The organism is Rhizomicrobium sp., assembly GCA_037200985.1.
In the GTDB taxonomy this organism is placed as follows: Bacteria; Pseudomonadota; Alphaproteobacteria; order Micropepsales; family Micropepsaceae; genus Rhizomicrobium.
The window spans coordinates 3,166,923-3,181,329 of the sequence record JBBCGJ010000001.1; the positions used below are offsets into that span (position 1 = coordinate 3,166,923).

A 14,407-nucleotide genomic window follows, 5' to 3' on the forward strand; every position below is an offset into this window, starting at 1 on the left:
GCCGCAAATGACCGCCCCCGCCATCATCCTCAGCCATCCCCAGCTCGGCGAGAATATCGGCGCGGCGGTGCGGGCGATGAAGAATTTCGGCCTTTCGGACCTGCGGCTGGTCCGCCCACGCGACGGCTGGCCCAACGAGAAGGCGCGCCATATGGCGGCCGGCGCCGCCGACCTGCTCGACAAGGTGCGGTTGTACGACACGGCCGCCGCGGCGCTGGGCGACCTGCAGCTCGTCTTCGCGACCACGGCGCGCGAGCGCGGCGTCGCCAAGCCGGTCGTCACCCCGCCGGAAGCGGCGCGGCAGCTCCATGCGGCGGCGGCGCGGGGAACGCGCTGCGGCGTGCTGTTCGGCGGCGAGCGGGCGGGCCTGGACAATGACGAGGTGTCGCTGGCGACCTCGATCGTCACCATCCCGACGGTGGAGTTCTCCTCCCTCAATCTCGCGCAGTCGGTGATGCTGATCTGCTATGAGTGGTTCCGCGCCATGGACGAGAGCCCGCGCACGCGCATCGACCACGGACCCATCGCCAAAAAGGCGACGCGCGAGGAGATGTTCCAGCTCTTCGAGCATCTGGAGGGCGAGTTGCTGGCGAACGGCTTCCTCTATCCGCCCAGCAAGGAGACGCCGATGATCCGCCACATGCGGGCGCTCCTGAACCGCGCCGACCTGACCGACCAGGAGGTGCGCACCATCCGCGGCATGATCGTGGCGCTCGCCAAGGGCAAGTTCCGCCGCCCGCCGCCGGAGGGGGCATGACCGCCCTCGCCTTCGCCATCTTCGCCGTCGTCGCGCTGGTCGCGGCGGCGTTCGTCGTCGGGCCGGTGCTGCTGCGTCTCAGGAACCGCCAGGGCCTGGTGCTGGGAGCGGCGGCCGTGCTGTTCGTGTTCGGCATCGGCGGGGCGCTCTATCTCACGCTCGGCCATCCGGCGCTGGCGGTGCGCACGCTGAAAGGCAAGGACGACCATGGCACCAATGCCCTGATCGGCCGGCTCGCCGCCGCGGTGAAGAGGCAGCCCCGCGATCCGCGCGGCTGGGCCCTGCTGGGCCAGTATTACTTCTCGGCGAACGACCCGTCCGATGCGGCGAGCGCCTTCTCGCGCGCCATCGACGCGGCGACGGCCCAGGGCCAGCGCTATTCCTTCCTCTATTCGGCCTATGGCGAGGCGTTGACCCAGGCCGCCATGGGCGCGGTGACGCCGGAGGCGGAAACGGCCTTCACCCAGGCGCTGGCGGTCGATCCCAAGGACAGGTCGGCGCGCTATTTCCTCGGCCTCGCATCGGCGGCGCGCGGCAATGCGCCGATGGCGTTGCAATACTGGAACGGCCTGCTCGCCGACACGCCGGCGAAGTCGGAGCTGCATGCCGACCTTGTCGATCGGATCGCGGCGCTGACAGCGCGCAGCGGCGGCGCCGCGCCCAATATCGCCGCGATGGTCGCTGGCCTCGCGGCGCGGCTCAAAGCCAATCCCGACGATGCCGAGGGCTGGCAGCGGCTGATCCGCGCCTATGCCGTGCTCGGCGATCAGGAGAAGGCGCGCGCCGCCCTGGCCGACGCGCGCAAGGCGTTCGCCGGCAACAGGGACGCGCTCACCGCCTTCGAGGCGGAGCGGAAGTCGCTGGGACTCTAGGTGTCCGCGGCGTGGGCGCGCAGCTTGGACCAATCGTCCTCGGTGTCCTCGACCACGATGGTGATGTAGCAATAGTTCATCACATATTTGAACAGGCGCGAGCGGACCTTGCCCTTCAGCGGCACGTTGCGCATGCCCGGATCGTCGCCCGGGATATCGACATAGTCGCCGACATTGGGGATCAGCGCGAACTGGTCATGGTCGACTTCGACATCCACCGGCTGGGTATTGTCCACCGGCAGAGCGCCGCCTTTGGGCAGGTAGCGATAGTCGATTCCGTATTTCACTGGGATGTCTCCATGCGACGGGAAAGGCGGTAAGCCGCATACTTACCGCGACTTGGCCCAAGTCAAGCGGCCAGGACGGGCGACAGCAAAAAGGCGACCCTTGGGCCGCCTTTTTCGCATAGAGAGCGCAATTTCGAGGGGGCGTTCAGCCCGAGATCCGGCCCTGCCAGACCGGCCAGCAATTGGTCTTCCCGGCGCGCTTTTCGGAATTGTAGAGCTTCATCTGGGCATCGGCGGCGCTGACGCCGGCCTGGAGCGCCGTGAAGTCCGTCCCACCCGCGCACCAGACGTAGAACTGATGCCGCCCGGCGGCGAAGAAATCGGCCTGCTTGGAGGAGGTGAGATTTGCCGCGAGCGCCACGCCCGCTACCGCCACCACGATGCCGCCAACGGCCGCGCCCAGAACCCGCTTCATCGTCATATGCGCCCACTCCAAAGATCGATCGCTTACGGGCCCTTGCCACGGGGCCCAAATCCTTTCGTCGGGCTTGCGCCCCTTTGTCGTCTTGTTTCCCGCCCCAGCGGGGCGTGCCGTGCTTCGCGGCATGCCTCTGTCCAGCGCGGGAAGGCTACACAAGGCACCTCGCCTTGTCATGCTTAATGTCGGGCCCGAGGAACCTCCATCCGGGAAATAAACTTATGAGGTTACCCTTGTGGCCTCGGCCCCGAGATCGGCCAGCATGCGCTCGATTTCGGCCGCGGCGGTCTCGACTTCGGCGGCGTCGCGCCCGCGCGCGACAAGCTGAACGCCGGAGCCATCCTCGCGATAGAAGGGATAGCTGCCGATTGCGACATCTTTATGAGATTTCTGGATGGCCTCGAGGCCCGCGGCGAGACGGCCTTCGGGAACCTTCGTCTGCACCGTCGCGGCGTGCACGACCGCGCCGCGCTGAAGCAAGGGCTCGATCGCATCGAGCATGGCGCGCATGATCATCGGCACGCCGGCCATCACGAAGACATTGCCGATATGCACGCCCGGCGCGGTGGAGACGCTGTTGCGCACCAGCTCGGCGCCGACCGGCACCAGCGCCATGCGCTTGCGCGCTTCGTTGAACTCACCCGGCTTGTAACGCGCCGCCATCATCGCCATCGCCTCGGGGTGATAGTGCACGTCGACGCCGAAGGCCGCGGCGATGGCTTCGAAGGTGATGTCGTCATGCGTCGGGCCGATGCCGCCGGTCGTGAAGACGTAAGTGTAGCGGGCGCGCAGCGCGTTCACCGCGGCCACGATCTCCGCCGTCACATCGGGCACGACACGGGCCTCGCGCAGGTCGATGCCGAGCGCGGCCAGGAATTTCGCGATATAGGCGGTGTTGGTGTCCTGGGTGCGGCCCGACAGGATCTCGTCGCCGATGACGAGGATGGCGGCGGTCACGGGCGCGGGCTGGCTCATGGGGCGAAGCCGGTGTAAGACGTTGTTGCGTTCGACGCGCCTAGAAAACAGGGGATTTGCCCCTACATCAAGCGACCCAAATCGACGGAATTGCCGCAATGTCCTTCATGCCCGACGCCGAAGCCTTCGAAGCCACCCGCCGCGCCCATTTCGCGGTGACGCTGCACAACCCGTCCGATTTCGAGGGCATGCGCCGCGCCGGACGGCTGGCGGCGGAGGTGCTCGACCTCATGGTTCCCGCGGTGAAGCCGGGCGTCACGACGGAATATCTCGACAAGCTGGCTTACGATTACGTCGTCAGCCACGGCGCCATCCCGGCCTGCCTGGGCTATCGCGGCTATCGCCACACGCTGTGCACCTCGATCAACCACGTCGTCTGCCACGGCATCCCGAACGACAAGCCGCTGCGCGACGGCGATATCGTCAACATCGACGTGACGGTGATCGTGGACGGCTGGCACGGCGACACCAGCCGCATGTATCTGGTCGGCGACGTGAAGCTGAAGGCCAAGAGGCTGGTCGACATCACCTATGAGTCGATGCTGCGCGGCATCGCCGCGGTCACGCCGGGCAACACGACGGGCGACATCGGCCATGCCATCCAGTCCTATGCCGAGGGCCAGGAGCGCTGCGCCGTGGTGCGCGATTTCTGCGGCCATGGCGTCGGCCGCATCTTCCACGCCCTGCCCAACATCGTGCACTACGGAAAGCCCGGCCACGGCATCGGTCTGAAGCCCGGCATGTTCTTCACCATCGAGCCGATGATCAATCTGGGCGGCTATGGCGTGAAGGTCCTGAACGACGGCTGGACCGCGGTGACGCGCGACCGCTCGCTGTCGGCCCAGTTCGAACATTCCGTGGGCGTCACCGAGGATGGCGTCGAGATCTTCACGAAATCGCCCAAGGGCTGGGACAAGCCGCCCTACGGGATCTGATTTACGCCCGTCAATTTTGACGCCGCCCGCTTCGTGCGCGACGGGACGCCTGATAAGCTCGGGTCCGCGGACGGGGCGAGCGATGGCGCGCAAGAACACCAAGCCTGCGGAAGACACGATGCGGGGCGCCGCCGACATGGGCCTGCCCTTTCGCGACCCCGAGCCGGAGGCGCACCAGATCGGCCATCGCGAACGCCTGCGCGAGCGCTTCCTGGAAGGCGGCGCCGGCGCCATGCCGGACTATGAATTGATGGAGCTCGTGCTGTTCGCCGCGATCCCGCGCCGCGATACGAAACCGCTCGCCAAGCAGCTCATCGCCCATTTCGGAAGTTTCGCCGAGGCCATCGCGGCGCCCCGCGCCCGGCTGCTCGAAGTGGACGGGGTCGGGGACGCGGTCGTCGCGCAGCTCAAGATCGTGGAGGCCGCGGCGCTCCGGCTTTCGCGCAATGCCATGCTGAACAAGCCGGCGCTGTCGTCCTGGGCGGCGCTGATCGACTATTGCACGGCGGCGATGGCGCGCAGCCCGAACGAGGAATTCCGCATCCTGTTCCTGGACCGCAAGAACATCCTGATCGCCGACGAGGTGCAGACCCGCGGCACCGTCGACCATGCGCCGGTCTATCCGCGCGAGATCGTCAAGCGGGCGCTGGAGCTGGGCGCGAGCGCGGTGATCCTGGTGCACAACCATCCGAGCGGCGATCCGACGCCGAGCCGCGCCGACATCGAGATGACCCGCGACGTGGCGGCGGCGGCCAAGGCCCTGAACATCGCGGTGCACGACCATCTGGTGATCGGCCGCAGCGGCCATGCCAGCTTCAAGGCGCTGGGACTGTTGTAGATAGGTGTTGCCGGCCTTTCGCGCGGCGCTGCTATAGTCGCGGTCAAATCGGGGAAATCATGCTGCGTTTCGTGCTGCGCGAGGCCGGGAGGACGGGGCTGGGCCTGGCGGGCGCCGTGCTGCTCGCCGCCGCCATTTCCGCGCTCGCGACGCCGGGCGCCGGCGACGGGATCTGGCATTTCCTGGTCGCCTGGGGACGCGCCCTGGACGCCTTCGCCCATTTCGATTTCGGCCATAGCGCCATGACCGGCGCGTCCGCGCGCGCGGAACTCGCCGACCGCTTGCCGCTGACGCTGGGCCTGGTGCTGGAAGGCTTCGTGATCGCTCTGATCGTAGGAATCCCGGTCGGGTTCCTGTTCGGCGCCGGGCCGGCGCGGCGCGCGGCGGCGCCCCTCGTCCAGGTTCTTTCGGCGGCGCCGATCTTCTGCGCCGGCCTGGCGCTCGCCTTCGTCGCGGCCAACCTGCTGCACTGGCCGGTGCCGCGCGGCACCGGCGTCGCGGCCGGGCTGGCGCTCGTGCCCAGGGACGCGCGTGGGCTCGAAACGCTTCTGCTTCCCGTCCTGACCGTCGGACTGTCCGGCGCCGCGGCGGCGCAACTTGCGCTGCGGCGGGCCGGCGCCGAATCGGCGCGCCAGCCCTGGCGGACGCAGCTTCGCCGCATGGGCCTGCCGGCCTGGGAGATCGAAACCGTCTACGGCGTGCCCCAGATTTTCGCCGGCCTCCTGACCGATCTGGGCGAGGTGATGCTGGCGCTGTTCTCGGCCGCCGCGGTGGCGGAATGGGTGTTCAACTATGCGGGCGCGGCCGATCTGTTCGTCAAATCGGTGGCGCTGCACGACTGGGCGATCGTGTCGCCCATCCTTCTGAGCTTCGCCGGGCTGACGATGATCGCCGATCTCATCGGCCGCTGCGCCGCCTATCCGCTGGTCGCGACGGGGGCCGCGCCATGACCCTCGCGGCGACCGCGCAGGCGCCGTCGGGCGCGACCTCGCTGCACGCCATGCTCAGGATCGTGGGATGGATCGGGCTCGGCCTGATCGCGGTCGCGGTGAGCCTGTCGGACTTCCTCGCCGGCGCGCCGGCGAATGCGACCGGCATCGGGCCGCTGCTCGCGCCGCCCTCGGCGGACTTCCGCTTCGGGACCGACATCCTGGGCCGCGACATGCTGAGCGAGACGCTGCACGCGCTGAGCGCCACGGTGCGCAGCGCCCTGCCCGCCACCGTCGTGACTCTGATCGCCGGCGCCCTGTTCGGCTTCGTGGCGGCCAGGCTGCCGCGTTCGCTCGCACTGGCGGTCCGCAGCCTCGTGGGAATTCTCGCCTCGCTGCCGGCGCTGCTGCTGGCGGTGCTGGTGATCGGGCTTTCGACGCGCGACTGGGCGGCGGTGGCGGCGGGATTGTCGGCCGCGCCCTTCACCTTCGTGCGTGCCTTCGACCGGGCGCGGATCGAGGAGCGCGCGACCCATTCCGAGTATGCGCGGGCGACCGGCATTTCCGCCTCCACGCTGCTCCGGCGCGACCTCGTCTACGAATTCAGCGACACGATCCTCTCCAGCGCGGCGCGCGCGCTGGCGGCGGTGACGCTGGTCCTGTCGACCGTGAGCTTCTTGGGCTTCGGCGCGGTGCCGCCGCACCGCGACCTCGGCCTGATGATCGCGGCGGCCAAGCCCTATTTTCTGCACGCCTGGTGGACGGCGGCGTTTCCCGCCCTGGCGCTGACCCTCTTGATCCTGTTCGCACGGCTGGCGGCCGGGCTCGACGAAGGCGAACGGGCATGAGCGACGGCCGGCCCGTCGTCGAGGTGCGGGACCTCGGCGTCATCCATGACGGCGCCGTGGCGCTGGAAAAGCTGTCCTTCAAGCTCGACGGCGGCGAGACGCTGGTGCTGCTCGGCGATGCGGCGAGCGGCAAGGACGCGCTGCTGCGGGTGCTCGGCGGCTATGGCGGGCGCGGCGACGAATGTTCCGGAACGATCGCGTTCGGCGACGGAATGCCGGTGCCGGCGGGCAAGCGCGGCAAGCCCAATCCGCGGATCGTTTATCTGGCGGCCGCCGCCGACGCGCCGCTCAATCCGCATGCCAGCGTGGCGTCGCAGCTTTCGCGCGTGATCGCGCGCCGGCATGGCGGCCCCCGCGCCAGCGCCCGCGAGGAGCTGCGCATCGCGTTGGAGCGCTTTCCCGCGGGACCGCCCTTCGCGGACTTGAAGAAGCGGCCGGGCGAACTGGACGCGATGGCGCTGTCCTGGGCGCTGCTCGCCGCCGCCATGGCGCAAGCGCCGCAGCTTCTGATCGCCGATCACGCCTTCGGCGACCTGACGCCGCGCTCCATCCGCGCCATCGTCGCCGCGCTCATGGCCGAGCAGAAGCGGCTCGGCTTCGCGCTGCTCTACGCCGCGCGCGGCCTGAAGGCGGCGTCGCAATTGCAAAGCCGCGTGATCGTGCTGCGCCAGGGCAAGGTGATCGAGGAAGGCGCCTTCGCCAAGCTCGCGAGCGGGCAGAGCCACGCCTACACCCGCACCCTGTTCAAGGCGTTGCCCAGGCCCCTGGGCCTGCCGCCGGGGCGCAACGCGACGCGCGGCGAGCCGCTGCTGCAGGTGCAGGGGCTCGATCTCGCGGGGACCAAGGGCAAGACGGGGCGCGGGCGCGACGGCATCACCTTCGAGCTGCGCCGCGGCGCCGCCCTGGCGCTGATCGGCGAGGAAGGCTCGGGGCGGCGCGCGCTGGTGCGGGCGCTGCTCGGGCTCGATCACGTCGCGAGCGGCCGCGTGGTGCTCGACCAGGTCGACATGAGCATCCTGTCGGCGCCCATGACCTCGCGCCTGCGCCGGCGCATCGCCTTCATCACCGGCGCCGACGACGCGCTCGATCCGCGCATGACGCTGTGGGACACGGTGGACGAGCCCTTGCGCGCCCATCTGCGCCTGTCGCGCGAGATGGTGGCGGGGCACCGCGAAACCGCGCTGAAGCGCGTCGGGCTCGCGAGCTATGACGGGCGGCGGTCCGTCGCCACGCTGTCGCCCTTCGACAAAAGGCGCCTGCAAGTCGCCCGCGCCATCGTGAGCGCCCCCTTCCTGGCGGTGATCGACGAGCCCTTGCGCGGCCTCGACGCCTTCGCGCAGTCGATCCTGACCGAGCTCCTGGAGGATTTCCGCCGCCAGGAGGGGCCGGCCTTCCTGGTGATCACCGCCGATGTCGGCGTCGCCCAGGCGCTGGCCGAGGACGCCATGTTCTTCAAGGACCGCAAGATCGTCGAGCGCGGGCCGCTCAGGGACATCCTGAAAAACCCGAAGGACGAGGAAACCCGCCTTCTGATCGAGGCCGCGATCCCGCCAAGCCTGTGACAGATTTGGCGCCGGCGTGGATTTGACGGCGGGTTGGACCTATAAGGCCCCGTAACGAACCGGTTCCTTCGATGATTCCCCGCTACGCGCGCGCCGAGATGGTTTCGCTCTGGTCGGACGAAACCAAATACCGCATCCATTTCGAGATCGAGGCTTACGCCGCCGAGGCGATGGCGGAGCTCGGCGTCATCCCGAAAGAAGCCGCCGCCACGATCCGGGAGAAGGGCCGCGACGCGAAAATCGACGTCGCGCGAATCGAGGAGATCGAGAAGGAGACGCGGCACGAGACCATCGCCTTCACCACCCATCTGGCGGAGCTGATCGGCCCCGCGGCGCGCTTCGTGCACCAGGGCATGACCTCGTCCGACGTGCTGGACACCACGCTGTCCGTGCAGCTCGCGCGCGCCACCGACATCCTGGTCGCCGATGTCGATCTGCTGCTGGCGGCGCTCAAGAAACGCGCCTTCGAGCACAAATACACCGTCACCATCGGCCGCAGCCACGGCATCCATGGCGAGCCGACCACATTCGGCCTGAAGCTCGCGGGTTTCTATGCCGAGTTCGTGCGCGCCAAGGCGCGGCTGATCGCGGCGAAGGCGGAGATCGCGACCTGCGCCATCTCTGGCGCGATGGGGACCTTCGCCAATGTCGATCCGCGCGTGGAAGAGCACGTCGCGAAGATGCTCGGCCTGACGGTCGAACCGGTATCGACCCAGGTGATCCCGCGCGACCGGCACGCGGCCTATTTCGCGGCGCTGGGCGTGGTGGCGAGCTCGATCGAGCGGCTGGCGACGGAGATCCGCCATCTGCAGCGCACCGAGGTGCTGGAGGCGCAGGAATTCTTCGCCGAGGGGCAGAAGGGCTCCTCCGCCATGCCGCACAAGAGAAATCCCGTGCTGAGCGAGAACCTGACAGGCCTGGCGCGCATGGTGCGGGCCTATGTCATGCCGGCGATGGAGAACGTCGCCCTGTGGCACGAGCGGGACATCTCGCATTCCTCGGTCGAGCGTTTCATCGGGCCGGACGCGACCATCACGCTGGACTTCGCGCTGGCGCGCGCCGCGGGCGTGGTCGACAAGCTCCTGGTGCGCGCCGACCGGATGAAGAAGAACCTGGAGTCGACGCAAGGCATCATCCATTCGCAGCGCGCCCTGCTGGCGCTGACCCAGGCGGGGATCGAGCGCGAGGCGGCCTACAAACTGGTGCAGAAGAACGCGATGCGCGCCTGGGCCGGCGAGGGCACGCTGCTGGACTTGCTGAAGGCCGATCCGGAGGTCTCCAAATCGGTGCCGGCCAAAGCGCTCGAGGCGATGTTCGACGTCGAGTACCACACCAAGGAAGTCGACACGATCTTCAAGCGGGTGTTCGGAGAAAAATAAGTGGGACATCCACGCCATCGGCCGGAATGTCGCTCGACTCTTTTCAAGTCGAAATGTCCCGATTGTTCCGCGACGATTTGGCAATTTAGGTGCACGTGTCACAGTGCAGCGATGCTGAATCTCAACGTTCCACCATGGGACAGGCACGACTGCTGGGGACTTCTAGTAGCTGGGTATCGCGATGAGACATACTCAGGCTCTCGGCTTATCAGCGCTACAGAGAAACGTCTCCGGCGCGCAAAAAAAGAAGCCATTCAAAAAAAACTTGGTCCCTTCGCCCAAATGCGCCGAATCAAGTCGACGAAGGGAAAGAGGCGATGATCTCCGCCAAACTCGCCTATCGCATCAGCCTGGGCGGCGCAGCCGTCATCCTGCTGCTCGTGCTCGCCGGCCTGTTCCAGCCGGCGCCGGCCGCCTGCGGCGGTCTGGCGGCGAACTATCCGGCGGTCATCGCGGAAGAACTGGCGCGCAGCGTCGCCGACCTGCAGGCGATCTTCGGCGCCGCGCCCAGCGCCTGCCGCACCGCGCTGGCGGCGAAACTGAACCTCGTCACCCTGATCGACAGCCTGGTCTTCATTCCGGCCTATGGCGCCTTCCTGCTGTTCTTCTTCCTCGCGATGGTGCCGCGCGACGAGCATGCGGCGTTCCTCGGCTTCGTGCTGTCGGCGGTCGCGGCGGTCGCGGACTATCTGGAGAATGTCTGCCTGTTCCAGGTCACGGCGGCGCCGGACACCCTCACCTCCTGGCTCGTCGTGCTGCCCTGGGCGACGGGGGTGAAGTGGACCGGGCTGGGGCTCGCCGCGGCGGTCGCCGGCACGATCCTGATCAAATCGGGGCGGGTGAACTATCCGGCGGCGGCGGCCTGCGGACTGGCCTTGCTCGGCACCGCGATCGGCATCGCCAATCCGCACCTGTTCGGGCCCTATATCTCGAATGCGGTGACGCTGTCCTGGATCGTGTTCCTGATCGTCGATATCCGCGGCGCGTTCTTCGCCGACGCCTCAGCCATGCCGCAGCTTGAAGTAGAGGATGGTGCCGGTTAGCACGACGGTCGTGCCGTTGGCGGCGATCAGCGGCGCATCGCCGATGAAGAGGCCGTAGACCAGCCACAGCGCCACGCCCGTCGTCATCACCAGGAACATCGGCAGCGACAGGTCGCCGGTCGAGCGCGTGCGCCAGGTGTGGATGACCTGCGGCAGATAGGCGATGGTCGTGCAGAAGGCGGCCGCGAGGCCGATCAGTGTGATCATTCCGCCCGGAGCTTGTAGCGCACCGGCAATGTTTTCAAGCCGCTCACGAAGGTCGCCTGCACGCGCTTGGATTCGCCGGTCATCTCGATCGATTCGAGACGGCCGAGCAGCTCCTTGAAAAAGGCGCGGATCTCCATCTTGGCGAGATGCTGGCCGAGGCACAGATGCGCGCCATAGCCGAAGGCGACATGGCGGTTGTTCTCGCGGTCGACGCGGAAGTCGAAGGCGTCGGGCCACACCTCCTCGTCGCGGTTGGCGGAGATGTAGAGAAGCTGCACCGCCTCCCCGGTCCGGATCGTCTTGCCGCGCAGGACGTAGTCGTCGCCGACATTGGTGCGCATGAAATGCTGCACCGGCGTCGACCAGCGGATCATCTCGTCCACCGCGGTGCCGAGAAGCTCGGGATTGGCCTGAAGCTTCTTCAATTGGTCTGGATGCTCGATCAGCGCGCGCAGGCCGCCGGCGATGGACGAGCTGGTCGTGTCATGGCCCGCCGTCGCCACGATGACGTAATACGACCCGGTCTCGATCGGCCCGAGCGGCGCGCCGTTCACCTTGCCGTTGGCGATGACGGAGGCCAGATCCTCGCCCGGATGGGCCCGGCGTTCCTCCGTCATCTTGTTGAAGTACATGAAGAAGTCGGCGATGACATTGGTGTTCGGATCGCGGTCCTTGCGCTGCATGTCGGGATCGCCGCCGCCGAACAATTCCTGCGTCAGCTTCAGCATCAGGGGCTCGTCGCTCTCCGGCACGCCCAGGATCGACATGATGACATGCAGCGGATAGTAGACCGCGATGTCCTTGGCGAAGTCGCATTCCGGCCCCAGCTCCATCATGCGGTCGACATAGCGCTTGGCGAGTTCGTGCGTGCGCGCCTCGAGATTCTTGCGCAAATTCGGCGGCATGAACCAGGATTGCGCCAGCCCGCGATAGGCGCGGTGGTCGGCGCCGTCCATGTCGATCAGGGTGCGGAAAGGCGAGACCCGGCCGGTCTTCGGATCGGGCCCGCCCCACATCGCCGCCATGTCGTGCTCGGCCTGTTTGCTGGCAAGCACCGAGCGCGGCTCGTTGTGGAACTGGTCGTTCAGCTTCTCGATCTCGAGAATGTCGGCGTGCTTGGTGAGCGCCCAGAACGGCCGAAAGCCGTCCGGCTCGGTCCAGTGCACCGGATCGTTCCTGCGCAGATCGGCCAGCAGCGCATGGATCTTCTTGTCGTCGCCGAAGACGACGTTGGAGACGAGATCGTTGTCGAGAGCGGTCGCCATCGGAGAGGCCTTCACGAAAAGGAGCGCGACTAACTGCGCCGATTTCCGCGAGGGAAGTCAATTCCGTCCGCATGTGTCACGGCCCGCAGTCGCGGGCCATGACAAATGCGGCAAGTCAATTCGGCAGCGCAAAGGCCAATACCTGATCGCCGCGCTTGGTGTTGAGCTTCGAATGGCCGCCCGCCGCGATCACGACATATTGGCGGCCCTTCCAGATATAGGTCATCGGCGTCGCCTGGCCGCCGGCCGGCAGGCGGCCGCGCCACAGTTCCGCGCCGTTCTTCGCGTCGAAGGCGCGCAGGTAATTGTCCATCGCGGCGCCGATGAAGACCAGACCTCCTGCGGTCACCATGGGCCCGCCGAGATTGGGCGTGCCGGTCTTTCCCAGCAGATATTCGCTGAACGGCGCCATGTCCTCCGTCGTGCCGAGCGGCACCGACCAGAGGATGCGGCCGCTGTGCATGTCGATCGCGTGAAGCTGGCCCCAGGGCGGCGGGTTGCACGGCATGCCGATGGGCGACAGCAGCGTCTCGCGCATCATGCCGAAGGGCGCGCCGTCATTGGGCGAGACCTCCTTGTCGAAGAAGCGCTCGCGGACCTCCTGGAACTGCTTCTGCCGGATCAGCGTCACCAGATGCATCGCGCTCGACGTGTTGACATAGACGATGTCGTGCGCCGCATCGAAGGCGAGGCCGCCCCAATTCGTGCCGCCGCCGGTGAAGGGATAGAGGATCGTGCCCTGCGTCGAGGGCGGCGTGTAAAGCCCGTCATGGCGCGCGGTGGCGATCTTGTCGCGGCACGCGCCGCGATCCCAGAAGGTCAGGCCGAAGGCATCGTCCGGCGCGATTCGGCTGGGCGCCAGCGGCGCGGGCGCGATCGGGAAAGGCTGCGTCGGCGACAGGTGCTCTCCCGGCACGCCGCCTTGCGGCACGGCGCGCTCCACGACCGGAATGACGGCTAGGCCGGTGTCGCGGTTCACGGTGAACAGCAATCCCTGCTTGGTCGGCTGCAGCACGGCGGCGACCGTCTTTCCGTTGTAGGTAACGGTGCCGAGCGTCGGCTGGGCGGGGATGTCGTAGTCCCACACGTCGTGATGCGTGGTCTGGAACGACCAGGCGACGCTGCCGTCCGCGACATGCAGCGCGACGATGGAGTTCGCATACTTGCCCGCGCCCACGCGCAGCCCGCCGAAGAAGTCGGGGCTGGCGCTCGACACCGGCAGGATGACGAGGCCGCGTGCCTCGTCGACGCTCATCGGCGCCCAGACATTCGCCGACCCGGCGCGGAAGGGCGGCGCCTGATCGGCGAGCGGATCGAAGCTCCATTTGAGCGCGCCGGTGACGGCGTCGAAGGCATGCACCGTGCCGCGCAATTCGTCGACCTTCTGATTGTCGTCGATCGCCGAGCCGACGATGACCAGGCCGTGACTCACCACCGGCGCCGAGGTCGTGTGGATGCGGCCGAAGCGCCTGGTCCTGCCTTCGCGCTGCTCGCCGGGCGGGATCACGACGGTTCCCCCGCCGCCGAAGCCGGCACAGGGCCTGCCGCTGGCCGCGTCCAGCGCGATCAGGCGGCGGTCGGCGGTGTTGAGGTAGATGCGCGCAGCGCAGGCGCCGCCCGGCGCGCCCAGATGGCTCGCATAGGCGACGCCCCGGCAGATGTAGTCGTTGGGATAGCGGATGTCGTCGTTCAGATGGGGGTCGAAGCGCCAGAGCTCCTTGCCCGTGCCGGGGTCGAGGGCGCTGACCTCGTTGAAGGGCGAGCAGACATAGAGCCGGCCGTCGGCCAGGATCGGCGTGTTCTCGAACGAGGCCCGCTTCATCGCGCCGGCACGGCGCACCATATCGCCGGTCGAATAGCGCCAGGCGACCGACAGGGTCGCGACATTGGCCGGCGTGATCTGGCGCGCCGCCGAATAGCGCTGGCCGCCCGGATCGCCGCCATAGGCCGGCCAGCCAGGCTCGCCGCCCCGGGCCAGGCCGGGCAGAACGGCCAAGGCCGCGACCGCCGCACCGATGAGGACACTGCGCATGTTCGGCTCTCCCCGTCCGACCGTCCGGCGCCCTATAGTGGCGCCATGTCAGGTCCCGAT

General features: G+C 67.9%; 15 protein-coding genes. 9 read left to right on the forward strand and 6 right to left on the reverse strand.

Annotation, left to right across the window (positions count from 1 at the left end):
• The first annotated feature begins 7 nt into the window (after positions 1-7).
• On the forward strand, positions 8-757 hold the full coding sequence (locus WDN01_15435; GenBank protein MEJ0027417.1) for an RNA methyltransferase: 750 nt from the start codon (positions 8-10) through the stop codon (positions 755-757).
• The gene (locus tag WDN01_15440) at positions 754-1,629 is read left to right on the forward strand and encodes a tetratricopeptide repeat protein (protein MEJ0027418.1); all 876 of its coding nucleotides are present in this window, start codon (positions 754-756) and stop codon (positions 1,627-1,629) included. Before WDN01_15435 ends, WDN01_15440 begins: the two co-directional genes overlap by 4 nt.
• Here the strand turns inward: WDN01_15440 and WDN01_15445 are convergent.
• The 3 genes from WDN01_15445 to WDN01_15455 form a co-directional block, all read right to left on the reverse strand.
• Entirely contained in the window at positions 1,626-1,916 is a 291-nt protein-coding gene (locus WDN01_15445) for a hypothetical protein (protein MEJ0027419.1), read from the reverse strand. The genes WDN01_15440 and WDN01_15445 overlap by 4 nt on opposite strands.
• 145 nt (positions 1,917-2,061) lie before the next feature.
• Positions 2,062-2,337, reverse strand: a complete 276-nt coding sequence (locus WDN01_15450) for a hypothetical protein (protein MEJ0027420.1) — start codon at positions 2,335-2,337, stop codon at positions 2,062-2,064.
• Between the two features lie 216 nt (positions 2,338-2,553).
• Positions 2,554-3,309 carry a molybdopterin-binding protein gene (locus tag WDN01_15455; GenBank protein MEJ0027421.1) on the reverse strand — a complete coding sequence of 252 codons (756 nt, stop codon included), beginning with the start codon at positions 3,307-3,309 and terminating at the stop codon, positions 2,554-2,556.
• A 98-nt stretch (positions 3,310-3,407) separates the two neighbouring features.
• On the opposite strand from WDN01_15455, the gene map reads away from it, so the two are divergent.
• The 7 genes from map (at position 3,408) to WDN01_15490 (ending at position 10,843) form a co-directional block, all read left to right on the forward strand.
• The gene (gene map / locus WDN01_15460; protein ID MEJ0027422.1) at positions 3,408-4,244 is read left to right on the forward strand and encodes a type I methionyl aminopeptidase; all 837 of its coding nucleotides are present in this window, start codon (positions 3,408-3,410) and stop codon (positions 4,242-4,244) included.
• An 82-nt stretch (positions 4,245-4,326) separates the two neighbouring features.
• Complete coding sequence (radC, locus tag WDN01_15465) at positions 4,327-5,082, forward strand: DNA repair protein RadC (protein MEJ0027423.1); 756 nt, start codon at positions 4,327-4,329, stop codon at positions 5,080-5,082.
• 59 nt (positions 5,083-5,141) lie between these two features.
• Positions 5,142-6,032 carry an ABC transporter permease subunit gene (locus tag WDN01_15470; protein MEJ0027424.1) on the forward strand — a complete coding sequence of 297 codons (891 nt, stop codon included), beginning with the start codon at positions 5,142-5,144 and terminating at the stop codon, positions 6,030-6,032.
• Positions 6,029-6,859 (forward strand): ABC transporter permease subunit, encoded by an 831-nt coding sequence (locus tag WDN01_15475; protein ID MEJ0027425.1) that lies wholly within the window; start codon positions 6,029-6,031, stop codon positions 6,857-6,859. The genes WDN01_15470 and WDN01_15475 overlap by 4 nt, the downstream gene beginning before the upstream one ends.
• A complete protein-coding gene (locus tag WDN01_15480) occupies positions 6,856-8,421 on the forward strand; it encodes an ATP-binding cassette domain-containing protein (GenBank protein ID MEJ0027426.1) in 1,566 nt (521 codons plus the stop codon). The genes WDN01_15475 and WDN01_15480 overlap by 4 nt, the downstream gene beginning before the upstream one ends.
• Before the next feature lie 71 nt (positions 8,422-8,492).
• Positions 8,493-9,800 (forward strand): adenylosuccinate lyase, encoded by a 1,308-nt coding sequence (gene purB / locus WDN01_15485; GenBank protein ID MEJ0027427.1) that lies wholly within the window; start codon positions 8,493-8,495, stop codon positions 9,798-9,800.
• A 317-nt stretch (positions 9,801-10,117) separates the two neighbouring features.
• Positions 10,118-10,843 carry a hypothetical protein gene (locus WDN01_15490; GenBank protein MEJ0027428.1) on the forward strand — a complete coding sequence of 242 codons (726 nt, stop codon included), beginning with the start codon at positions 10,118-10,120 and terminating at the stop codon, positions 10,841-10,843.
• Here WDN01_15490 and WDN01_15495 read toward each other — a convergent pair.
• The 3 genes from WDN01_15495 to WDN01_15505 all read right to left on the reverse strand — a co-directional run bounded on the left by WDN01_15495 (position 10,802) and on the right by WDN01_15505 (position 14,347).
• On the reverse strand, positions 10,802-11,050 hold the full coding sequence (locus tag WDN01_15495) for a SemiSWEET transporter (protein MEJ0027429.1): 249 nt from the start codon (positions 11,048-11,050) through the stop codon (positions 10,802-10,804). The two genes, WDN01_15490 and WDN01_15495, sit on opposite strands and share 42 nt — an antisense overlap.
• Positions 11,047-12,315: a cytochrome P450 gene (locus tag WDN01_15500; protein ID MEJ0027430.1), complete on the reverse strand. Its 1,269-nt coding sequence runs from the start codon at positions 12,313-12,315 to the stop codon at positions 11,047-11,049. Before WDN01_15500 ends, WDN01_15495 begins: the two co-directional genes overlap by 4 nt.
• 115 nt (positions 12,316-12,430) lie before the next feature.
• On the reverse strand, positions 12,431-14,347 hold the full coding sequence (locus WDN01_15505; protein MEJ0027431.1) for a pyrroloquinoline quinone-dependent dehydrogenase: 1,917 nt from the start codon (positions 14,345-14,347) through the stop codon (positions 12,431-12,433).
• Positions 14,348-14,407: the final 60 nt, after the last annotated feature.